The 22,823-nt window shown below is 37.6% G+C and carries 26 protein-coding genes and 1 pseudogene; 6 read left to right on the top strand and 21 right to left on the bottom strand.

What is annotated here, in order from left to right:
- The first annotated feature begins 155 nt into the window (after positions 1–155).
- Positions 156–1,394 (top strand): sporulation integral membrane protein YlbJ, encoded by a 1,239-nt coding sequence (gene ylbJ / locus H514_RS0117860; protein ID WP_027448174.1) that lies wholly within the window; start codon positions 156–158, stop codon positions 1,392–1,394.
- A gap of 701 nt (positions 1,395–2,095) precedes the next feature.
- Here the strand turns inward: ylbJ and coaD are convergent.
- The 3 genes from coaD to H514_RS0117845 form a co-directional block, all read right to left on the bottom strand.
- A complete protein-coding gene (gene coaD / locus H514_RS0117855) occupies positions 2,096–2,575 on the bottom strand; it encodes a pantetheine-phosphate adenylyltransferase (RefSeq protein WP_027448173.1) in 480 nt (159 codons plus the stop codon).
- A 25-nt stretch (positions 2,576–2,600) separates the two neighbouring features.
- The gene (gene rsmD, locus H514_RS0117850) at positions 2,601–3,158 is read right to left on the bottom strand and encodes a 16S rRNA (guanine(966)-N(2))-methyltransferase RsmD (protein WP_027448172.1); all 558 of its coding nucleotides are present in this window, start codon (positions 3,156–3,158) and stop codon (positions 2,601–2,603) included.
- Between the two features lie 308 nt (positions 3,159–3,466).
- A complete protein-coding gene (locus H514_RS0117845) occupies positions 3,467–4,879 on the bottom strand; it encodes a hypothetical protein (protein ID WP_027448171.1) in 1,413 nt (470 codons plus the stop codon).
- Between the two features lie 176 nt (positions 4,880–5,055).
- Between H514_RS0117845 and H514_RS0117840 the strand changes: the two genes are divergently transcribed.
- Positions 5,056–5,448, top strand: coding sequence for a DUF7147 family protein (locus H514_RS0117840; protein WP_027448170.1), 393 nt, complete (start codon positions 5,056–5,058; stop codon positions 5,446–5,448).
- Positions 5,449–5,478: 30 nt separating this feature from the next.
- Here the strand turns inward: H514_RS0117840 and H514_RS0117835 are convergent, their stop codons facing one another.
- On the bottom strand, positions 5,479–5,757 hold the full coding sequence (locus tag H514_RS0117835) for a YlbG family protein (protein ID WP_027448169.1): 279 nt from the start codon (positions 5,755–5,757) through the stop codon (positions 5,479–5,481).
- Positions 5,758–5,921: 164 nt separating this feature from the next.
- Here H514_RS0117835 and H514_RS0117830 point away from each other — a divergent pair, with 164 nt between their 5' ends.
- Positions 5,922–6,248 carry a hypothetical protein gene (locus H514_RS0117830; protein ID WP_027448168.1) on the top strand — a complete coding sequence of 109 codons (327 nt, stop codon included), beginning with the start codon at positions 5,922–5,924 and terminating at the stop codon, positions 6,246–6,248.
- Position 6,249: 1 nt separating this feature from the next.
- Here the strand turns inward: H514_RS0117830 and H514_RS0117825 are convergent, their stop codons facing one another.
- The 5 genes from H514_RS0117825 to H514_RS0117805 all read right to left on the bottom strand — a co-directional run bounded on the left by H514_RS0117825 (position 6,250) and on the right by H514_RS0117805 (position 9,286).
- A complete protein-coding gene (locus H514_RS0117825) occupies positions 6,250–6,687 on the bottom strand; it encodes a YlbF/YmcA family competence regulator (protein ID WP_027448167.1) in 438 nt (145 codons plus the stop codon).
- Positions 6,688–6,765: 78 nt separating this feature from the next.
- Positions 6,766–6,999, bottom strand: coding sequence for a YlbE-like family protein (locus tag H514_RS0117820; protein WP_027448166.1), 234 nt, complete (start codon positions 6,997–6,999; stop codon positions 6,766–6,768).
- Positions 7,000–7,039: 40 nt separating this feature from the next.
- On the bottom strand, positions 7,040–7,471 hold the full coding sequence (ylbD, locus tag H514_RS23470) for a YlbD family protein (RefSeq protein ID WP_036843161.1): 432 nt from the start codon (positions 7,469–7,471) through the stop codon (positions 7,040–7,042).
- 128 nt (positions 7,472–7,599) lie between these two features.
- Positions 7,600–8,691 carry a CAP domain-containing protein gene (locus tag H514_RS0117810; protein WP_036843159.1) on the bottom strand — a complete coding sequence of 364 codons (1,092 nt, stop codon included), beginning with the start codon at positions 8,689–8,691 and terminating at the stop codon, positions 7,600–7,602.
- Positions 8,692–8,857: 166 nt separating this feature from the next.
- Positions 8,858–9,286, bottom strand: a complete 429-nt coding sequence (locus tag H514_RS0117805) for a CBS domain-containing protein (protein ID WP_027448164.1) — start codon at positions 9,284–9,286, stop codon at positions 8,858–8,860.
- 311 nt (positions 9,287–9,597) lie between these two features.
- Here H514_RS0117805 and H514_RS25385 point away from each other — a divergent pair, with 311 nt between their 5' ends.
- Positions 9,598–10,350: a YugN family protein gene (locus H514_RS25385; RefSeq protein WP_081673085.1), complete on the top strand. Its 753-nt coding sequence runs from the start codon at positions 9,598–9,600 to the stop codon at positions 10,348–10,350.
- 42 nt (positions 10,351–10,392) lie between these two features.
- Here the strand turns inward: H514_RS25385 and mscL are convergent, their stop codons facing one another.
- Complete coding sequence (gene mscL / locus H514_RS23460; RefSeq protein ID WP_036843158.1) at positions 10,393–10,815, bottom strand: large conductance mechanosensitive channel protein MscL; 423 nt, start codon at positions 10,813–10,815, stop codon at positions 10,393–10,395.
- Positions 10,816–10,955: 140 nt separating this feature from the next.
- Between mscL and ytvI the strand changes: the two genes are divergently transcribed.
- Positions 10,956–12,011, top strand: a complete 1,056-nt coding sequence (gene ytvI / locus H514_RS0117790) for a sporulation integral membrane protein YtvI (RefSeq protein ID WP_027448163.1) — start codon at positions 10,956–10,958, stop codon at positions 12,009–12,011.
- A gap of 43 nt (positions 12,012–12,054) precedes the next feature.
- Here the strand turns inward: ytvI and H514_RS0117785 are convergent, their stop codons facing one another.
- The 9 genes from H514_RS0117785 to cyoE form a co-directional block, all read right to left on the bottom strand.
- Positions 12,055–13,218 (bottom strand): GNAT family N-acetyltransferase, encoded by a 1,164-nt coding sequence (locus H514_RS0117785; RefSeq protein WP_027448162.1) that lies wholly within the window; start codon positions 13,216–13,218, stop codon positions 12,055–12,057.
- The gene (locus H514_RS0117780; RefSeq protein WP_027448161.1) at positions 13,196–13,723 is read right to left on the bottom strand and encodes a GNAT family N-acetyltransferase; all 528 of its coding nucleotides are present in this window, start codon (positions 13,721–13,723) and stop codon (positions 13,196–13,198) included. Before H514_RS0117780 ends, H514_RS0117785 begins: the two co-directional genes overlap by 23 nt.
- A 179-nt stretch (positions 13,724–13,902) precedes the next feature.
- Positions 13,903–14,358 carry a DUF420 domain-containing protein gene (locus H514_RS0117775; RefSeq protein ID WP_027448160.1) on the bottom strand — a complete coding sequence of 152 codons (456 nt, stop codon included), beginning with the start codon at positions 14,356–14,358 and terminating at the stop codon, positions 13,903–13,905.
- A gap of 42 nt (positions 14,359–14,400) precedes the next feature.
- On the bottom strand, positions 14,401–15,288 hold the full coding sequence (ctaG, locus tag H514_RS0117770; protein WP_027448159.1) for a cytochrome c oxidase assembly factor CtaG: 888 nt from the start codon (positions 15,286–15,288) through the stop codon (positions 14,401–14,403).
- A 206-nt stretch (positions 15,289–15,494) separates the two neighbouring features.
- Positions 15,495–15,809 carry a cytochrome c oxidase subunit IVB gene (ctaF, locus tag H514_RS0117765; protein ID WP_027448158.1) on the bottom strand — a complete coding sequence of 105 codons (315 nt, stop codon included), beginning with the start codon at positions 15,807–15,809 and terminating at the stop codon, positions 15,495–15,497.
- Between the two features lie 3 nt (positions 15,810–15,812).
- Positions 15,813–16,439, bottom strand: a complete 627-nt coding sequence (locus H514_RS0117760) for a cytochrome (ubi)quinol oxidase subunit III (protein ID WP_027448157.1) — start codon at positions 16,437–16,439, stop codon at positions 15,813–15,815.
- Entirely contained in the window at positions 16,436–18,295 is a 1,860-nt protein-coding gene (gene ctaD, locus H514_RS0117755; protein ID WP_027448156.1) for a cytochrome c oxidase subunit I, read from the bottom strand. The genes H514_RS0117760 and ctaD overlap by 4 nt, the downstream gene beginning before the upstream one ends.
- 32 nt (positions 18,296–18,327) lie before the next feature.
- Complete coding sequence (gene coxB, locus H514_RS0117750; protein ID WP_027448155.1) at positions 18,328–19,443, bottom strand: cytochrome c oxidase subunit II; 1,116 nt, start codon at positions 19,441–19,443, stop codon at positions 18,328–18,330.
- Between the two features lie 87 nt (positions 19,444–19,530).
- Entirely contained in the window at positions 19,531–20,478 is a 948-nt protein-coding gene (gene cyoE / locus H514_RS0117745) for a heme o synthase (protein ID WP_027448154.1), read from the bottom strand.
- 678 nt (positions 20,479–21,156) lie between these two features.
- On the opposite strand from cyoE, the gene H514_RS0117740 reads away from it, so the two are divergent.
- Complete coding sequence (locus H514_RS0117740; protein ID WP_027448153.1) at positions 21,157–22,080, top strand: COX15/CtaA family protein; 924 nt, start codon at positions 21,157–21,159, stop codon at positions 22,078–22,080.
- A gap of 38 nt (positions 22,081–22,118) precedes the next feature.
- On the opposite strand, the gene H514_RS0117735 is transcribed toward H514_RS0117740, so the two are convergent.
- Both H514_RS0117735 and H514_RS24855 read right to left on the bottom strand, forming a co-directional pair.
- On the bottom strand, positions 22,119–22,517 hold the full coding sequence (locus tag H514_RS0117735; RefSeq protein ID WP_027448152.1) for a VOC family protein: 399 nt from the start codon (positions 22,515–22,517) through the stop codon (positions 22,119–22,121).
- A 105-nt stretch (positions 22,518–22,622) separates the two neighbouring features.
- A pseudogene (locus tag H514_RS24855) lies at positions 22,623–22,823 on the bottom strand (hypothetical protein); the annotation flags it as partial.

Below are 22,823 nucleotides of genomic sequence, written 5' to 3'. Positions count from 1 at the left end.
TGCGTATAGTGATAGAGAAATGCTTGTACGTTTTTCCCTACTCAACGTATTTTTCGATGTACCTATTTATGTAAAAAACATTTATGAATATTTTACTATGTTCAATAGCAGAAGTACAGATTTGTGACTGCGCTCAATGTCTAGGGGGCTACCGAATGAAATCTCATGTAAAATCACTTGTACTTGCCACAAGTGCATTCTTTATAGCTGCATCTTTAATGGTCTATCCAGATCAAGCTCTCGAAGCTTCGATTCGAGGATTGAATATGTGGTGGGAAATCGTATTCCCGTCCCTTCTTCCTTTTTTTATAACGGCTGAATTACTCATTGGTTTTGGAGTTGTCCGTTTTATCGGTATCCTATGCGAACCCTTCATGAGACCTATTTTCAAAGTTCCTGGTGTAGGAAGTTTTGTTTGGGCTATGGGTATGGCAAGTGGTTACCCATCTGGGGCAAAGCTTACGGCAAGGTTACGACAAGAGAAACAATTAAGTAAGGTAGAAGCTGAAAGACTTGTTTCCTTTACAAATGCTTCGAATCCTTTATTTATTTTTGGCGCTGTTTCTGTAGGTTTTTTTCATGACCCAACTCTTGGTTTACTATTAGCTGTTAGTCACTATGGAAGCAATGCCTTAGTGGGCTTCTGTATGCGTTTCTATGGTAAGAATCATGAAAGAGGTCCATTGGAGCGAAAGCCTAGAGAATTCTTTTTGAAACGTGCCTTTCTTGCTCTTCATGAAACAAGAGTTGAAGATTCAAGACCTTTTGGCAGGCTGTTTGGGGACGCTGTTCTATCATCGATCCAAACCTTACTCATGATTGGTGGATTTATTATTATATTCTCTGTTTTTAACAAGCTTTTATTTCTAGTGGGAATAACTCCTATAATAGCTGGTGCACTTGGTGTTTTCTTTCAGTTACTTACGCTTCCAACCGATTTATCTCTGCCGTTTATCGCAGGTTTGTTTGAAATTACGTTAGGTTCGCAAATGACTTCAGGAGTAGAAAACGTCACTCTTTTACAGCAAGTTATTTGTGTCAGTTTTATATTGGCCTTTAATGGCTTCTCCGTACAGGCTCAGGTAGCTTCGATTCTGGCTGATACAGATATCCGTTTCGCACCATACTTTTTTGCCCGTATATTACATGGTTTTTTTGCTGCTTTACTTTCTGTGGCACTTTTCGTCCCTCTATATATCGAGCGACAGGCATTTGGGAGTAAGGAAACACCGGTCATATCTCCCATAGAGCACCAAAGTATATGGACAAGAATATTGGAAGAATTCGCTGAGTTTGGACCATTGATCACTTTAGCATCTCTTGGATTAGCCATCATCATCCTGATCCGACGACAGTGGTTTTCGTCTATCCATAACCATGAGATTCACAAGTGAGTTTATGGTTATGTTAGAAAAGCAACTGCTCAGTTTTATTCCGTTAAAGCCCCCGTTTATTGAATACTTGGTTTCGAGATAAAGTGTGGTGGAGGTCCGTTGCTTTTGTGAGAGTAAGGGGATCGGTGAAACGGCAATACTCCTGCGGAAGACCGGCCGAGCTTCCTCGTTCGCAAGCTCTCTGCGGGATCTCGTCCGCCCTTTCTACCGCGGGAGTTTGCCGTTTCCCTCACCCCTTTGCTGATATGAAAGTTAACGGACCCATGGCTGAGATCATTTTATCTTATGCTTAAGGAAACTGTATTTTAGCTCTACATATAAGGCTTTAGATCACTTTGGTGCATATATGACTCAACCCCATAATCTACATCAGAAAACCTTACGATAGCTGCGGTTCCGTTATTCACCATTCGGCTAAGGTGGGCTGGGAAAGGGGTTGACTCCAGTGGAAAAACGGGCTAGCGAGACCCCGCAAGGAGCTTTAGCGGATGAGGAGGCTCGATAGTTCGTCCACAGGAAAGCAACCCCTTTCCCAGACCACCGCACTGCACATTAGCAACGGAACCACTCCACACCTTATTCAACATTATTGCCATATTGCTGAATAACTCTTTTTCAATTAAAAAGCAGTTCAATTAAGAGAACAAACTCGTCTGCTCTCTAAATTGAACTGCTTCTCCGTAATATGAGGTTTCATAAAATCATGAAAACTTCTCTTGTAAAGCTTGCTCTACTACAGGTGGCACTAAACCTTGAATCGATCCACCGTATTTCGCTACTTCTTTCACCATACTTGAGCTTAAGAACGAATATTGATTATTGGTCATCACAAAAAACGTTTCAATATCCTCGTTTAATGTACGATTCATCGCTGTAATTTGCATCTCATATTCAAAATCACTAACAGCTCGCAACCCGCGTAAGATCACATTTGCCCCTTTTTCCTGAGCATAGTCCATTAACAACCCGCTACTTTCATCAATTGATACGTTATCAAAATCTTTGGTGACTTCCTTTAGTAGCTCTATACGCTCTTCAACTGAAAAAAGCGGACTCTTTGACCGGTTATTAAAAACCGCTACAGTCACATGATCAAAAATTTTAGCCCCTCGTTCAATAATATCTAAATGTCCGTATGTAATCGGATCAAAGCTACCAGGACAAATGGCTAATGTGGCCATCTTCATCACTCCTCTTCATCTTATTCTATTCTTTATATTGGTATAAACTAATCGTAATAATACTTGAATAAGTTTCAGATTTTGTTTGTTTAAACGGACCAATTTCTTCAGGCAGTGTTTGTTGGGCTGTGTGCTCACAAACGATCGTTGCATTCTGTGATACGATTTGATGCTCATGTAATGCCTCTAATGTGTCCTCAAAGGAAACCTTACCATAAGGTGGATCAAGAAAAATCCAGTCAAACTGTAAGCCTCGTTTCCCAGCAGCTTTTATAGCACGAAATGCATCTGTTCGAAACACTTCTGCTTGATCTTCAATCTTTAACATTTTTAAATTTTCATATATCGTTGAGATCGCCTTCTGATAGCGATCGACAAATATAACCTTCTCTAAGCCACGGCTTAATGCTTCGATTCCTAAGCCGCCACTTCCTGCGAAAAGATCTAAACCCATTCCTCCCTCAAAATATGGACCAATCACTTGGAAAAGTGCTTCCTTAGCCTTATCTGTTGTTGGGCGTGTTTGATTAGATGGAACAGGACGTATTTGTCTACCTTTATGTTCACCTGCTATGACTCTCATGCAGTCTCACTCCTCTTAGCCTATTCGACCTAATCCTACCATAAAAAAAAGGAAAACTAAAAGTTCAGCTTTCCTCGTAAAATGAAATGGTTATCAAAGAAACCAATTCTTTGTGTATATTACATTTTTAATCTGGTCATAATACTTAAGGAGCAGCCAGGGTTTCCCCTGTTAGCTCTGAAGACGGAGAAGACTTACGTTTCCCCATAAGTTCTTCCTCCGGTTTCTCCTCTCCCTTTGCCTTTTTGTTTGATTTAGTTCAATCCAAAAAGGTGCCTGCAGAAATTTTTCTGCAGGCTTTTTTTTATTTAATAAATCAAATTAATTGAATAAGACCCTTCATCCGCTCTAATGCCGAGTAATTCTTCTATATATTTTTCTTTTATAAAGACTTCCCCTTGGATTTCTATTAACACATCTGAAACTACACCAAAGTTTTCTTCGTTATGAACAAATGTTTTCTTATTAAGAGAAAAACGCCATGATTCTCCATCCTTTCTCAAAATATAAAGAGATTCAGACGGTAAAGCGACAAGATCGAATTCAAATAGAGACGCAATTCCCGCTAATGGGTAATATCGATCACGCTGATATACTATAGGTTTCCAAGGAATATCCGCTTCCTCTCCCCCGACTTTTAGTGACTTGTTCTCTATAAAGTATAAAGGTACATAAAGATCTTTTTTACGCTTGTTTTGTTTAAAAAAAGCTGTTGGCTTTCCGATTACCCTCTGCAAGTCCTGATCTAGTTCTACTGGTAATTGAGTTGTTTCTGCTTTAATAATTTCTTGGAGAAACTGTTGCTTTTGACTTAATGATAATTGTTTAGATAAATCTTTAATCATCTTCTCGGATTTTTCATCTTGAACCGGGATGTCATAAAAATAATGCGTAAGCACGGAAATAAGCCAATCTTGTTTTACATTATAATTAGATTGCAGGGACTGAGAAAGCCAGTACATGCTGATTGCTTCTTCATCCACTTCTGATAAAATCATATGTCTTTTCCCTACGGTCCCTTGCAAGTCATTGTTAACAATAATAATGAAAGGTCCTTCTAGTGGTGACCCCTTCCATGCATTAATTAATTTCTGATATTTTTCACCGACAGAACCCTTTGCATATATGTATAAACCATCCTCTTTGTACACCTCATAGGAATTCATCTCCATCCGTAATAAAGGAAATGACCTAGATGAATCAGAGCTCCATCGATAATAATGAATATACTCTTTTTGAATATCGGCATGTAGTTTTGCTGGTGCCATCCATTGCCAGAATGGATCATTTTTCTCGATCACCTCTACATTTATGCTCGTATCAATCGGTTTATTGTTTCGCTGCAATTTTATGTACCAATTTGAATAAACCTTATCATCCTTATTAAAAGAAAGTTGGTATTGCCAGCGTATTTTTTGATTCTCACTTATGGTTATTTCTTGATTTTGTACTAAACATGGTTTTCCTTCTTCATTTTCACATTGAACCTTGTCCGCATTTGAAGGTATAACAAATGAATAAGTGCCTTTTTCTAAGTTTGTTACCGTCTGTGTAACAGATATGGAATCATTCGAATGAGTTAAATGAAGTTGAACTTCAGGTGGTTCTGAAGAGGTTCTAGTTGTTTGATCACCGTACACATACATACTCCATTGATAGGTTAATAATAGAGTCGACAGTATAAGCATTGGGAAGATGACCAGTGAAGCTTTTCGTAACATCTGGTTGGCTCCTCTACTAAAATAATTTCGTCCTTATTTTATCATGTTTTTGCTAGCCGCATAAAAATTATATTCAGAAATGTAGTGCCCATTCACATATGAGCACCTTCATGCTACCCTTACATTAGAAAATGACAATTTTGTAACTAGCGACATATGAATGAAGAGGTGTAAAAATGATTCAGCGTTTTATTGAACTAGGGCAAGGGTATTCAGACATTTATGAGCTGATTACGCTTGGTGAGAATATGAGTGAAAGAGTACAGCATGTCATGGCTTTTTACACAGTTTTAACAAATGGTGAAAATCGCACATCTGTGGCAATCGTTATGAAACCAACCCAGCCAGGAGATTTCCAGCCTATTTACATCTGTCGTGAAGGAATTCCTTATCCTCATGACTTGGCAAATAAAAGATATGACATGTTTCAAACCATGGCAGAACGTATAAACAAAAGTATCATTGAATTAACCGTCCGTCCAAGTGGGATTTTTGGTGAAACGGAACTCTACTACCAACATTTAATCGGAATTCTCCGTATGAATAACTATATCGCACCTTTAAAGTAATAGAAAAAGCATGGGAGTAATCCCATGCTTTTATATACTACCAAATTTATAATCATACTCTTTTGCTTTATCTGGCTTTGAATTTTCATATTCTGTAGCAATAAATGGCTTGTAAGATGGCTCAACCTTTGAAACATAATTCAGGCGATTTAACTTTTCCATTGTATGATCGAGGTCTTCTTGGTTTATGTAAATAATAGCGTGTTTCAGCGTTTTCGAAACATATACCAAATGACCATATCGTTTAATCTGCCGAACATTTTTCATGTTTTGAAACCATACTACCAAACCTTGACGTTGTGTGAACATATGGAATCCTCTTTCGTTCAATTATTTTATAACTTGTAATAGGACATCTAAATATTTATAGTTGTAAGTCAGAGATTTTCAGTTATTTCTAACAAGTTTAGCAAACTTTCAAAATTCCTTCAATAAACTTGTGTGATAAACCCATGAATGAGGTGGTGAGAATCATGAATCAATTAGAATCTGCTTGGGAATTGTTTTTAAAAACAATGAGTGCTCAAGAACCTGTTTTGGATTGTTACAGAAAATTTGTAACAGGACTCCCCTTTATATATGTAAAAAAGAAACATTCACAAGTCTCTAGAGAAGAAATTGAAGAATCGCTTAAAATCTCAGCTGCTAAGGCAATGAAAGGAAAAACCCTCACCCTCTCCATGTATTACGTTAGAGAAAGTGAGGATCTATTTGTTTATCGTATTCGCTTTTTAGTACCACAAAGAAAAATGTTTTGTTGTGGGAATTTATGTGAGGATTGCATTCGATTCCAACGCTAAGTTAGGAACAACCGCAACCTCCACCACTTCCACATCCACAACCGCCAGAGTCTTGGAATAACATCCCATCTTTCGGTACTTTGATTTGCTCACTTATGCTAAATGCGACAATTTGACTTATTTCGTCGAGCAGTTTCTGCAAGTTACGCTCTGCAATCTTATAGGTTGCAACTCGATCATGCATATCCATCTCACGCTTTTTTTCACGGACATCCTTCATGATGGTATTATAATCTGGATGATATCTTCCAAAGCGCTGAACGTCTTCATAATGATCTTTTGTATCCTGAAAACCTTTAATTAAACGTTGAGCTTCTCTATCTTTTTCAAGCTCTTCTTTAGCTTGAATGTATTGTTCATAAACGTCTGATTGCAAAACGATTTGACCTAAATTTTCGCATCTGTCTAAAATTTCTACGGTTTCTGTAGTAGCTATCAAGCTATCCACCTCCACCTTAAATAATACCAAATTCGAGTAATAATGCGAAACCATCTATTTAAATCCTTTTTACTTTTATTACTCTTTCATAGCTTGTGCCATTTGCATAAGCATTTGCACCATTTGGATTTGATTATTTACTCTTTCCATTTTTTGCGTAACGGTTTGACCAAAATAAACTTTCGACTCTTGCTCCATTGCAGGTAAAACACTAGGATCTCTTGTTATTTTTCGATACCATTCGGGATTCATACGCATGAATTTGAGTAAATCCTCACGACTCTCAAGGTATTGATATAAACCAGGTTGCATCTTGGCCCTCCTAACGATATGTTTTTAGTGATAAATTCTATTAGTCACGACCGAAGCTAAATGGTGATCTACGTTGAGAGCGCGCTTGATTTTTACCCGGTAACTGCTTTTTCATATCCTGAAACTGTCCAACGAGTGATTGGATATTTTGAACGGCACCATTTAATTGTTGAATATGTTCCTGCACTTTATTCAGGTCAACCTTATCCACCATACTCATTAATTGACCCATAAATTCCTGATTATTACTTTCACTGGGTTCTTCTTCTTTGTTTTCTTCTCGTCTCTTGGTTTGAACCACTTCTTCTCGATAAGGATCCCAGAATGAGTCCTCCTCCCCTAGCAAAACCCATTTTTCATAAAAAGGTTGCCAGGAAGAACCTTGATCTTTTACTTCTTTGACTAGTTTCGGATGTTTATTAACAAACTCTTTAAACTGCTGAACTGATGGATGCAAATCGTTTCCACTCATGAATCACGTCACCTCTTTTTTACTACATACGTGTTTATACAGTAATGTATGTGACTCATGCCCATGTCGTGAATGCATACAAAAGTGTTTTGATAATTTATTTGATTTCCTTACTCCTTACACATTTGTTATTGTGGCTTTTGTAAAAAGTTTTGCGTGTAATAATAGCGGTACACCCCTACACCTAAATGTGTATAATCTTCATTCAGCAAGGCTTCCCTGTGCCCTTTACTATTCAACCACCCCTCTACCGTAGACGGTGCATCAGGGTATTGAGCGGCAATGTTTTCACCTGCAGAAAAATAATAGACTTTATTCTCTTTCAAACGTTCTTTTAGTCCGTCTCCTTCAAGTGAAATATGTGAAAAGTAATTATGGATAGCCATGTCTTTACTATGATCAAACGCTACAGAAGCTACCTTTTCATGCCACGTTACACTTTTTTTATCAAAACGATTTCGGATCATATTTGTAATATCAAAAATTTGTTGTTCTACACCCTCTTCAATCTTATTCCAATCTCTCTTAAGGATTAGTGGTTGATTAGGAAGTTCTCCTCGGTAGTACACCTCATAAGGTTGATGAACCAACAAAACGTTTGCAGTAAATAATCGTATGGAAGATAATCTTTCTGTAAACTGATCAAAATAGAGTTGCATATATATATCTTTTCCTAGTGGGATTAATGGCCTCTGAACCACATCATCCTGTGATAATTTAAATTGATAGGAACCATTTTCGTATTCAACGTTCACATCGTTTGATATCTCAAAAATATCACCTACCGATTCATAAGGTTGTCCAGTTAAAAGAGGTTCTGCAGAGATTTTTGGTCCTATTGTATAAATTGTTACAGCCTTCCCACCTTCAACCCCAATCTGAGTATATACACCATCCTGTTTGTAAATCCACCAGGTGTATCCATAAGGACTCTGATCTTCTCTTTCTGGTTCACCGTATTTTGCTTTAATTTCCTTTTCACTTAGACCAATAACTTCATAAATGGATCCAGAAAGATCATACTTATATTCTTCCTGTGGTTCTGAAGATGATTTTTGTTGTTCTTCTGATTCTTCTTTTTTGGGTGATATCGATGTTTTTGTTTGGGTTTTAGAGGATGCTAATTCTTGCTGATTTTCTCTTTCTTGAAGTTCAGGGAACCCGAAATAGAAACAGATGAATGCAATGGACATAATCATAATGACCTTTAAGCTTCTCATAGACAAACTCCTTTTTGATCTATATCTACTTCATTATAGTAGGACATAAGAGGAATTATGATAGGAAAAATAGAGGAAAAGAAGAGATCTAAAATTGGGTTCGAGAGAAATGCAAAAGAAATCCTACCATGATTGAACCACGGTAGGATTGAGTGTGAAATATGGCTTAGTGAACTTCTGGACGTTCAGATATTTCTTCTAAAGCATGTCCTGCTGCTTCATTTGATTGTTGCTCGACAGAAAGGTCTCCAAGAGATACGATACCAACTAATTTACCGTTTTCTACAATGGGAAGACGACGAATTTGCTTCTCTGCCATCAACTTACTTGCTTCTTGGATAGAAGTATCTGGAGACGCTGAAGTTAAATGGTCACTCATAGCTTGTTGAATTTTTGTAGACCCAGAATGTTTCTCTGCATACCCTCGAATAACAAGGTCACGGTCAGTTACCATGCCAAGTAAGTTTTGGTCATCGTCACATACCGGAATGGCTCCAACGTTTTTTTCCTTCATTTTCACTGCCGCTTCATACAGTGTGTCGTTTGAAGTACATACGGAAACATCTGTTGTCATAACGTCACGAATGGCTTTCATGTAAATCTCCTCCATTTGTTTCATTGTATTCAATGGTGAAAGTGAAGACATTCTTAACTTCTCACCCATTTCAAGCTTAGTGTGTCCGAAAAATTTAATTTTTTGCATAGGGTTCTTGGTCTATGCTAAAAATTTAACTGAACTGGTTACAACGGAATCACATTCTTTCACACAATAATGAACATATTTTAAGGAGTTTTCTTGAATTTTTCTTGAATTCGTTTGTAAACAATTGCAACGTTGCCAACTTTTTTATATGATGGATTTAGATTATGAATTTAGGTTAGACAGAATTTTGTGAGGTGGAAGGTATGAAAATCGAGGGTAAAGGAATTGAAGGTGCAGTTGTAGACCTTCATAAATTAGATTACTTAATGGATAAAGCAGGCTTTGTTCGCGGTGGTCAATGGGACTATGAACGAGTTACATATGACTATAAGCTAGACGCAGCAGAAAAAAATATAACGTATTACCTACGCGTGCAAGGTTACGCTGTTGAAGGTGACGTAGACAAAGGTAATGCTGCTGTTAAACTTATGACACCATTACTTGGAAAGCATTACTATCCACATGGCGTTGAATATGGTGATGGAGAAGACTTCCCAACATCCCTAGTGGATCGTTCAAATAGCTTGCTAAATAAAGCTAAAGAACTTATTCAAGAATTTAAAAAGGTTGATACGACAAGCATCCCAGTAAGTGATGTAATGAAAGAAGATGTTGCCGTTTGTACGCCTGAAGATAACTTATCTACAGCTGCATCCAAAATGAAAGAAAATGACATCGGTGTAGTTCCAGTATGTGAATCCGAGCAAAAGTATGTTGGTCTTCTAACTGAACGCACTATGATCAATAAAGGGTATGCTGAGAATAAAGAAGGTTCTACTAAAGTACAAGAAGTTATGGATGATCATGCTCCTTCAGCTACTCCTGACACTACAGTAGAGGAAGCACGCAATCTAATGAATGATAAAAACCTTCAACACTTACCTATTGTTAAAGGTGAAAAGCTTGTAGGCATCATCTCATTATCAGAGCTACCTACTGATCAACACCAACATTAAGATATCTTTGGAAAAGGGTTGGGTTACTACCATCCCTTTTTCTTATTTCACTTTAAGTTTGATCTCAGGTCTTTTGTCAGCATTTTGTTTTTTTGTTTGATGAGAATCTTTTACAATATCTCGGATCTCACCTAGTATTTGATCCGTTGTTTCTTCTTGAAACTGAAAACTTTTTGATTTCCCTCTAAGTTTGAAAATCACCTTCAGAAACATAAAAATTCCAAATGCAATAATAAAAAAGTCTACCATCGATTGCAGAAATGCTCCATATTGGATGGTAACTTCATGTATGGAGAATGATAAATCCTTTAGGTTCACTCCTCCTAATAAGAGACCAGCAGAAGGCATTATAATATCATTCACAAGAGAATCGACTATTTTACTAAAAGCAGCACCGATAATGACAGCGATAGCTAAGTCAAACACATTCCCTTTAACAGCAAAAGCTTTAAATTCTTTCCACATAACGTCCCTCCTATGTTATTACAAACTTATGCAATAAAAGCGTAGGACATGTTATCGAATCAAGCTGATAAACTGTTCAAAAAAGCTGCTTCATGCTATATTTAAATAGAGATGTAGTGAAAGGAGCCTCCAGATCAAAATTGTTTCGATTCCTTAGTAAAAAACAATGGATAATACTTTTCGTAGGCATATTATTTTTAATTGCCGCTTATTTTATATTACCTGTATCGATTCCTATCATAACAGCGTTCATTACAGCTTTATTTTTAAATCCGGCTGTACGTATGTTGCAGTATCGATTTAAATTCAAACGAAAACTATCAGTAATTATTGTGTACATAGCTTTCCTTGTATTAATTTCCATCATTGGAACCTACGTCGTAACCAAGGTTGTTACACAAGTCATACAAGTTGCAGAAAACGCTGATACGTATATTTCACAAGTTGAGGATTTTGTATTTGAGTGGGAAGAAGATTACAATCAGCTAGCCGATCAATTCCCTGAAAAGTACACTAAAGCATTTGAAGATCAAATGTCTGAACAATTTAAAAGCTATAAAGAGAGTTTTCAAGTCATTAATATAGATAAAGTTACAAATTGGGCAAGCCAATTACCTCAATACTTGGTTAGCTTTCTAGTTTATTTAATTGCTTTATTCCTCTTTATGTTGGAAATGCCAAGATTAAAAGCGAAATCTTATGAGTATATGACAACGAAAACTGCAGAGAAAGTACGCTTCATGAACTCACGACTTTCTTATGTTGTATTTGGCTTTCTTAAAGCGCAATTTCTCGTATCACTCATTATCTTTATATTTAGCCTGATTGGATTATTGTTTATAGCACCAAAAGTCGCCATCATTATGTCACTCATCATCTGGGTGGTAGATTTTATTCCAATAATCGGATCAATCGCTGTGGTTGGCCCATGGGCATTGTACGTATTTTTAACTGGAGATGTCGTGTTTGGTACAAAGCTCTCCATATTAGCCATCGTCTTATTAGCCATTCGTCGTACTGTTGAACCGAAAGTCATGGGACGCCATATCGGATTATCTCCACTTGCAACACTAATAGCTATGTATTTAGGCTTGAAGCTTATCGGAGTTCTTGGATTCTTTGTCGGTCCACTAATCGTCATAGCATTTAACTCAGCTAAAGAAGCTGGTATTATCAAAATGAATTGGAAGATATAAAAAGAGGGAAGCCATTTGGCCGCCCTCTTTTCTTTATATCCTATTAGAAAAAATCTAACAATGCAGGGGTTTCCTTAACGATCAGAGCCTTTAACTGTTCTAAATCCCCTTCAATCTGTAAGCGGTCAAAAAACAATAAATCCTCTACTTTTTGTGCATTTAGCCATAAAGCTGTTAAGGATTGAATATCCCCTTTCACATAAACATCAGCTTCCTTAGACTCGTTTGTAATTGAAACCTGTTCGTTTTGTATAGATAAGAACCAAGAACCATTATTCCACTCAGCTGCCTCATCTGTAACATCTAGCTGAACGGTTACATCTGAAAAACTTTGATAAGGATATTGTGTGAAAAACGATTTCACATCTACTATTCTTGACATAAAATAAGCATGTCGATCCTCTTTTACACGTGGATTATGTAAATAAAATAATATAGGATCATTTGGAGCTAATGTCAATTTGACCTTAGGGACCATCGAATCATGATTACGCATCCAAGTAAGTAACCGTTGTGATGCTTCTTTTGAATCATAAAACCATTCTTCTATTGTTAGTTGGTCTTTACTTAAGTTAGCTAGGAGAAATCCATCTTCTTCTCCCTTTTCGTTATAAGACATTAGAATAAAGTCATCCTCAGAAATAACTCGGTATTTCCACCAATATTCATTTCTATCTAGCATCAGTCCATAACGTTTAGCATGACGTTCGTATATCTCATGTAAAACACGTTTATTTTCATCATATTTCACTCTGGCTACATTCCCCTTTGTTTTATAGGAAGGAATATCTCCAGGCTTTAACTCAACTGTGTGTGCGTATTGAGTTAACTCCCAACCAAACTTGCGATAAAAATCAATATCAAACGGGTGTAACATGGAGAGAGGCATATGTCTTGATCGCATTTCTTCAAGAGATTTATTCATTAATTGACGCACATGACCTTTACGTCTAAATTCAGGCCATGTAGCAACGCCTGCAATCCCTCCAAATGGTATGGATTTACCACCCAAATATAAGTATTGTGGAAGTAAATGAACTTTAGAAGCAAGTTTCTTCCCATCAATGATAGCTATAATATGTTCTTGCTTCATTCGTTCTTTTCTATGGTCACGCTCTGACTCACTTAATTTATAGCGAAATGCATACTCCCCTAGATCCAAAATTGCATCATCATGATTCTTATCACAATGTACGATCTTTTCCATAATGTCTCTCCTTTCGGTTCTCAAACCAAACGACGCCATCCTCCTCTCGACTCTTCATAAAACCACATGATTCCAAAACACGACAGGAGGGAATGTTACTCGGTTGGCACGAAGCTGTTACAATTGTAACATCCTCATGACTAAACGCCCACTGTAACATCGCTTCCACAGCTTCTTTAGCATATCCTTGGTTTCGGTGTATTTTCGACACGGAATAACCAATCTCAACGATTCCACTAATAGGAGAACCTTTAAAACCTATATCGCCAATCACCATTTGTTTATGCTTATCAAGCATAATCCATGGACCAAACCCATATTCCTTTTCATCTTTTTCAAGTGCCTCAACATAAATAGGTAGTAGAGCTTTTAATCCATCATCAGGCCAAAGGGCATCGTAAGGAACATTAAGCCAGTCGGGATAACTTTCTGCATCTACCATTAAATTTTGTGCCTCTTCAATTGAAATAGGTTTAATAAATAACCGTGGACTTTCTATATCCATATTTCTTGTTGCCACCTTTCATACCACATCTATATTAGCTACATACGCTTATTTTTTTGATTGAGGTAAACTTATTTTCTTTCCTTTCTATTGATACCTTTAATTTAATAGATATAAACCATATATACTAAAAAAAATCACCTGTGGATAGGTCATCCCTACACAGGTGATTTCATGAATTAAAAACCTAATATTGCTTTGATCATACTTGTAGTTTCTCCACCATCATAGAGAATGTAAAGTAAGAGGTAAACTACAACACCAGTCGAAGCTGTAAAAAACCAAATGATACTAGTAACCGGACCGATTTTACGGTGTTTGGCAATGTTACGCTTAAAAGCAAGCGTTAATGTAACAAGACCAAATACCGCTCCTGTTGTTGCTAAAATAATGTGAAAGATTAGAAAGATTGTATAGTAAATCTTTATATCATCAGGTCCACCGAAGCTCGTATTTCCTACGAATATCGTACGTGATAAATAGATGATAAAAAAGGTTAAAGCACTAATTGCAGCTGCAATCATAACCTTTTTATGAGCTTTTGGTTTCCCTCTTGCAATTAATGTCCAACCAATTGCCACAAGAATGGCACTTATTACAATAAAGGTTGTACTTAATGTTGGTAATAAAGGCATAATTCTCCCCCTAAAAAATCTTCATCTTTCTGTATTTGTCCATTATGATTCTGATGGTAATGGGTCTATGCTTGTGTTTTCCCGTCTAAACCATGAGAAGAATATTATAGCCAAGATAGCTCCATAAACAATCTCTTGTGTTATTTTCATTATGATTCCACCAAGCTGTTGATCATGCATAGTGGAAATGGGTGAAAATAATTGCGGACCACCTAGAGACATATTACTTAATACGCCATCCGGCACACATAAGCTTAATGCAGCTGTCCAAGCTCCAGGGTCACTATAAGTACTATATAAAGGTTCACCAGCAAAAATAATCAAACCACACGCAGGCGTAATAAGAACCCCATTAGCGAAAATATAACCAATTTTAAGTAATGGAGATAATCCATCTAATTCCTCTAAAGGTGCAAAAACAGGTAACCAGACACAAAATGAAGTAAATAGGATTACTGTTGTAATAACCGCGTGTGCTACTGGACTCGTCTTAGTAAAGTCAAATATTGTAGGGATATGATAAAGTGAAAACAATCCGTTAAACAATAATAAAGCAACTAAAGGTTTTAACAATACTTTTAGTACTGGTCTCAAAACCGGGATATAGAGAACTTTCTCCCAAATCCATGTAGGCAATCCTTTTATAATCAGTATCGGAAAAACTAAATAATATAAAGCCATTTGTCCCATATGTGCGGTAAACATTATATGACCAAGCAAATCCAGTGGTGATCCTTTAATGATATATAATAGAGCAAGACCTACATAAAACATGATTTGCTGTGCGATAGTGGGTTTAACATTGTTACCGAATTTATGTCTTAATGGACCTGTTAGTAAATAATAACTAACAGCGAGTGCTAGTACAAAAAGTAAGTAATATGGGCTCCATAAAGCACGAAAGCCAAACACTTGTAACTCTAACCACATATAATTCACTCCATATTCCTTCTGAGGTGTCTATCTACTCTCCCATTATAACCTATTTTAACCCCTACACATACCCTTACCGCAAAGGATTATGCAAAGGAAATTGACAATATCGTGAACACAATTAAGTGGATACAATACCGGATAAAAGGAGATTAATATCCATATAAAAAAAGACCGGAGAATTTCTCCGGTCTTTTGGCTCATCACCACCAAACGATGGTTTGCATAGCAAGGATGGTAAGGAATGCTACTCCTACTCCTGAATAGAGCATAAGTGCAGGCAACCCGTGTCCCTTATGACTCATGTGCATAAAGTAGTAAAGCTGAAATGCAACTTGTACAACTGCCATAAGAATAATAACAGGGATTGTAAATAGACGGTGGAAATCACCGATTACCATACCAAAGGCAATTAGTGTAAATACAATCATCGATGCAAACGTTATGAGGTGATGCTTCATTTCCTCTTTGTTCTTCTTCTTAGCAAATTCGAAGCTTTCTGAAGTTTTGTTTGCCATGGATTAACCCACCTTTCCCATCAGATAAACAACTGTGAAGATGAATACCCATACAACGTCAATAAAGTGCCAATATAGACTTGCTACATAGTACTTCGGAGCGTTGTAAAGGTTTAAACCACGCTTAGCGTTACGGACCATTAATGTTACGATCCATAAAAGACCGAACAATACGTGTCCTCCGTGGAAACCAACTAGTGTATAGAAAGCAGAACCAAAGGCTGAAGATGTAAATGTGTGATGATATTCATGCACGTAGTGTTGGAACTCGTATATCTCCAGACCTAGGAAGCTTGCTCCTAATAATACTGTGATCCCTAACCATAGTTGCATCTTTTTAAAATCAAGATTCTTCATATGGTAAATGGCATATACACTTGTTAGTGAACTTGTTAAAAGAATGATGGTCATAATGAATACTAATTCAAGACCAAATAATTCTTGTGCTTTCGTTTCAGCACCTTTATCTTTAAGTGCTAAATATGTTCCGAATAAACTTGCGAATAATACGGTTTCTCCACCAAGGAAGAACCAGAAACCTAAAAATTTATTTTTACCTTCAAGGGTGGCTTTTTCAGGTTCATGTGGACTCTGTCCTGGTTTTAGTGTTTGTAATTGCTCATCACTCATTCAGAACCAGCCCCCTTTTCCTCTAAATCTTCTTTATGAATATGGTAACCAAGGTCATCTTTAACAGAACGGACAAACATGGATCCTAATGTAATTAGGAGACCTGCAATGGCTACAAATAACCAACGACTATCGTCGACTTGATAGATCAAACCGTAACCCATGACAAATGAACCTAAAGAAATCATAAACGGAATGAACGAGTTATTAGGCATGTGAATGTCACCTAGTGGTTCGGCAGGAGTCATTTTTCCGTTTCCTTGACGCTTCTCTACCCATAAAGGATCTAAACCACGTACAAGCGGTGTTTGTTTAAAGTTATAAAAAGGTGGTGGTGATGGAATTGACCACTCAAGCGTACGTGCATCCCATGGGTCTGCACTTGCTTTTTCACCTTTAATTGATGTGATAATCACATTGTATAGGAAAATGAGTGTTCCTAGTGTCATAAAGAATGCACCAATTGTACTGATCAAGTTTCCTAGATCTAACCCATCGCCCGAGTGGAATACCCAGTAACGACGTGGCATCCCCATTAATCCTAAGAAGTGCTGAATAAAGAACGTTAGGTGGAATCCAATAAAGAATGGCCAGAAAGCAAGCTTACCAAGTTTCTCATCAAGGATTTTACCAAACATTTTCGGCCACCAGTAATGTAGTCCCGCAAACACACCAAATACTACACCACCAACGATAACGTAGTGGAAGTGTGCAACAACAAAGTACGTATCATGGTACTGGAAGTCAGCTGCCGCTGCTGCAAGCATAACCCCTGTAAATCCACCAAGTGTAAAGGATGGAATAAAGGCTACAGTCCAAAGCATTGCTGCCGTCATACGGATCACACCGCCCCACATTGTAAAGAGCCAGTTAAAGATCTTAATACCTGTAGGCACGGCAATTGCCATAGTTGCAATCGCAAAGATTGAGTTTGCAATTGGGCCAAGACCTGTTGTGAACATGTGGTGAGCCCAAACCATGAATCCTAAGAAACCAATAAGTACGGTCGCAAATACCATTGCTGAATAACCAAATAGACGTTTCTTAGAGAATGTAGAAATAATGTCACTGAATAGTCCGAAGATCGGTAGTACAAGGATATACACTTCTGGGTGTCCGAAGATCCAGAATAAGTGCTCCCAAATAACGTGGTTACCACCCATCGTTGGATCAAAGAATCCAGCACCGAATAGACGGTCAAACATCATTAGGAATAATCCAACAGTTAATGCTGGGAAAGCAAATAAAATAAGTACACTTGTAACAAGCGCAGTCCAAGTAAATAGTGGCATACGCATATATGTCATACCTGGGGCACGCATATTAATGATGGTTACGAGGAAGTTAATCCCCCCGATTAATGTTCCTGCACCAGATATCTGTAAACCTAATACATAGAAGTCCATTCCATGACCAGGTGATGTAGTTGACAATGGTGCATATGCAGTCCAACCGGCGTCAGGTGCACCAGTGAACCAAGAAAGGTTAAGTAATACTCCTCCAAAGAAGAATAACCAAAACCCAAGTGAGTTTAAAAATGGAAACGCTACGTCACGCGCACCAATTTGTAATGGTACTGCAATGTTCATTAATGCAAATATAAATGGCATGGCTGCCAGGAATATCATCGTTGTACCGTGCATGGTAATCAATTGGTTGTACATTCCAGATGAGACAAAGTTGTTATCTGGAACCATAAGCTGAATACGAATCAGCAAAGCTTCAAGTCCGCCTGCAAGGAAAAAGATACCACCGGAAACTAAGTAAAGAATGGCAATCTTCTTGTGGTCCACTGTGGTTAAATAATCCCATAGGGTAGCACCAAAGCCCTGCTTTTGTGCAGTCGCTGTACTCACGCTACGACCTCCCTTTTCTTCTTCATAATATGTTATTTCTCTTCTTCAGAGTCTGAATCCGTTGATTTAGCATCTTCCGGTGTGATTTCTGAAGGTTGAAGTTGTAATAAATAATCTGCAATTTGACTTGCTTCTTTTTCAGAAATTGGGTTAACAGGATCGCCATTTCCGTATTTACCAGTCATTTTGTTTCCTGGCTTAAACTTCTCAGGGTCAAGCAACCATGTTACAAGGTTTTCTTTTGTGTTTTCTTTGTAACCTACAAGCTTAGCTCTATCACCAAAGTTTGTTAAGTTAGGCCCTGTGCTAGCACCGCCACCGGCACCAACTGCGTGACATCCAATACAAGACTTTTCAGTGAATAGTTCTTTACCTCTTTGAGCTGAATCAGACTCAGGTGTTGCATCAGTATCAACATTTTGCATGTCGCTTACCCATTGATCAAATTCCTCAGGACTTACTGCAATTACTTTAAAGTCCATTAACGAGTGAGATGGTCCGCAAAGCTCGGCACATTTACCGTAGTAAACACCTTCTTCATAAGCATGCAGGAACATTTCGTTCGTGTTTTCACCAGGGTTTGTATCCATTTTTCCTGAGATCGTCGGAACCCAGTATGAGTGGATAACATCACTAGCATTTAATTTTAAGTATACGCGTTCTCCCGTAGGGATATAAAGATCCTGACTTGTCTGGATCTTTTGACCATTATAGTTATAATGCCACCAATACTGTTTACCAGTAACCTCAATAGTTATGGCATCTTCTTTATTCTCCTCTGAAGGAGTCGTATCTGCTAACATAAATGTTTTCTGAACAGTTGGAACTGCCAGAATCACTAATAGCAAGATTGGGATAACTGTCCAAAGAACCTCAAGAAATTGATTCCCCTCAGTTTGCTTTGGAATGAAGTCTTCTTGGTCTTTCTTCTGTCGAAAACGGATAAGTACAAAAAAGTAAATAGCCATAACGACAACACCGACAAACACCATTATGATAACGCTTAACATCATTAGGTCAAAAATAACATCGGCGCCTTCGCCTTTAGGCTGTAAGGCTGTAAGGTTTGATCTACCACACCCTGTTAATACAAGCATTAATGAGCTTAATAAAAACAGAATACGGGATTTACTCACCCATCCTTTCATGTAATGATACCTCTCTTTCTCTTTGTAGTCTTTCAAATTTTTATTATAAGAACCAGAGAAACTTGAATGCAAGTTTCTCTGTTCATATTAAAATGGATTTGGTAACGTTGCTACAACCATCGCTACAAATAAAATGGTCAAATAATTCAAGGAATACACAAACATCCATGTTGCCCATTTAAGTTCATTCTTCATAAAGAAGCCTGCAACACCAATTGCGAACCAACCTATTGTTAGTAAAGAAGCAACAATTAGAAAGATTGTTCCTAGTGAATGCAAGTAAAACGGTAGCGGAAGTAAGCAAGCTACATAAATAATAATTTGTCTCTTTGTGATAGAGAATCCATGGACTACTGGAAGCATTGGAATTCCAGCTTCACGATATTCCTCTGTCTTTTTCATTGCTAAGGCTAGGAAATGTGGTGTTTGCCAAATAAACATAATGAAAAAGAGTCCCCATGCAACTGGGTGCTGTAAGGAAGGATCAATTGCAGCCCAACCGATTAATGGAGGCACAGCACCAGAGAAGCTTCCTACAACTGTATTGATTGTATATTTGCGCTTGCTCCACATCGTGTACAAGACGACATATACAAACCAACCGAAAGCACTGATGAGACCAGCAACTAAACTGGTTAATGATACAAGAATAATACCTATAGCTGTTGTACCTATTCCCATTAAAAGTATATGTTTTAAAGCGATACTCCCTGTCACTGTAGGTCGGTTCTGTGTTCTTGACATAACTTGATCAATATCTCGATCATAATAGTTGTTAATAATACACCCACCTGCAATGACTAAGCCTGTACCGACCATCACCAATAAAAATTCCTGCCAATAGTTGAAAAAGTTTAAGCCTGTAAAGTGCAGTGCTAACCAAAAACCGGCAAATGTGGTCATCAAATTTGAATTAATAATACCTATTTTTATTAATGAGAGGATATCTGCCCATAAGTTTGTGTGGACTCCTTCCTCTTTGGTCGAGTGCTTCATCACCTGAGACGTTGATTCCATAGTTCTTGGATTATTCATCGTACTCAACCTTCCTCCTTAAACCTTCCCTCTTAAAACTATTCATTCTCAGGAGGGTTTGTCATTTCTTGATGAATGATATCTAGTTGAATAAGTTCATCTATCAGAAGTCATTCTGAACTGAATTCATTCCTTGGATAAGGACATGTTTCAACTGGGATTAAAAGGAGTTCAATCCCAAATAAAGCTCATTAGTCCTACCTATTGTATCACGGAATGAAGTTTGTTTCTATTTGATTTGGGTGATTTTCCACTGTGACAAATATGTGAACAACTTTTTTCAAAATTCTTTTTCATCTAACTCTAACATTTTAGTCTCTTGTTCAATACCAGTTTTCATTCACAAATTCTTAGATTCTTTAATCTATACGTTTCAAAACCTTAAGGGAACAAATCCCCTATTTATTTCTAGCAAACAATGGTAGGTATTGCAAGCACTTTTTTAATAACGTCATAAATTATTAACTATTTAACAAGCTCCCTATGTTCCGCCTGAATACCTTGTACTCCCCTAAAGATATTGACGTTTAATAAGTATATTACATGATGAAAATATATGTGAAACATGGTAGGATAACATTTGTGCCAATTTCGTGAACAAATGAGATCTGCAATTGCAACTTGTATTCGGAATATATTACGATAAATTTAGTTCCACTAAAGGATCGAGGTGGAGAAATGATAAAATTGTTAAAATGGCTTTCTGTACTGTCTTCTTTAGGAATGCTATTTGTCCTTATAGGTGGAGCACTGGTAACGAAGACTGAATCAGGGATGGGCTGCGGTAAAAGTTGGCCTTTGTGCCACGGAGAGATTATTCCATCTAATATCACTATGGAATTAGTCATCGAATTAAGTCACCGGTTAGTATCAGGAGGAGTAGGCTTTTTAGTCCTATTGCTTTCCATATTAGCATGGAGAAAACTTGGACATGTAAGAGAAACAAAACTACTCTCATTTCTATCGTTGTTTTTCTTAGTATTACAAGGACTCATTGGTGCTGCTGCAGTAAAATGGGGACAATCTGATTTTGTATTAGCAATGCATTTTGGAATTTCCCTAATCTCTTTTGCATCCATCTTTCTATTGACCTTACTTATATTCGAAGTTGATCAAAAATTTGATGCAACGTCATTATATATAAAAAGAAAACACCGCAAAGGGTTTTATGCCTTAACGATTTATACACTAATGGTCGTTTATACTGGTGCATTAGTACGTCATGTGAATGCAAGTCTCGTATGCGGTGGATGGCCTTTTTGTAATAATGAATACCCATTACAGTTTGGATACTATAACTTCTTACAATGGGTTCAAATGGGTCATCGACTAGCTGCAGGACTCATATTTGTTTGGGTTATTATTCAATTCGTTATCATCCGTAAATCCTATTCGCATAGTAAGATCATGTCAGGTGGATGGTCAATTGCCCTCCTCCTCATAACCATACAAGTGATTTTAGGTGCTATGATCATCTTTACATCTTTAAATCTATTCGTAGCTCTACTACACGCGCTTGTTATTGCATGCTTTTTCAGCTTACTATGTTACTTTGTACTCCTTTCTTCAAGAAGTGCACGTGCAGACAAAAAAAATCGATAGAAAAAGAAAACCACAGCCTAGGCTGTGGTTTTTTCTATTTAAGGGTGTTCTGTTGTGATTTGCCACCTTACACCGAACGGATCTTCAACTCTCCCAAACATAGGGCCCCAGAACATTTTGTCAAAAGGCATAATCACTTGGCCACCTTTTGCTAGTCCATCAAATGCTTGTCTTGCTGTTTGTTCTGAAGAAAACTCTAGAACTAAATCTAAATTCGTGCCGGCTTTCGTCTCTCCTTTAACATCATCTGCCATGAAGAAGTGTTGCCCCGCAGCTTGTAAAACTAGGTGCATGACACGATTTTGAATTTCTTCAGGCATGTCAGGTGCTTCTGAGAAAGTTTTTACATCCACAATTTCACCGTTTAAAGCTTCCTCGTAGAATTCAGCTTGTTTTCTCGCGTCATTAGAAAATAGATATGGATATAGTTTCCCCATATGTAACCCCTCCTTGTGTTTTATTATATACATTCGCCCAATAAAGAACAAATGTTCGCTTTTAGGTCATTTTCTATGTCATTATTAAGGGACATCTTTATTTCATTATAGCCCCCTTATCTTGAAGACTTGGTTTCGAGATAAAGTGCGAGGCGGTAGTGCAGGGGGGCGAGGGAATTCGGCGTCTAGCCGTGGGATTCTGTCGCCTACCCGAGGGATTCCGTCGCTTACCCGAGCGATTCCGTCGTCTACCCGAGCGATTCCGTCGCTTACCCGAGCGAATCTGTCGCTTACCCGAGCGAATCC

This window comes from Pontibacillus marinus BH030004 = DSM 16465 (genome assembly GCF_000425225.1).
Lineage (GTDB): Bacteria > Bacillota > Bacilli > Bacillales > BH030062 > Pontibacillus > Pontibacillus marinus.
Note: the sequence above shows the minus strand (reverse complement) of the source record. Positions and strands in the feature narration are given on the sequence as shown.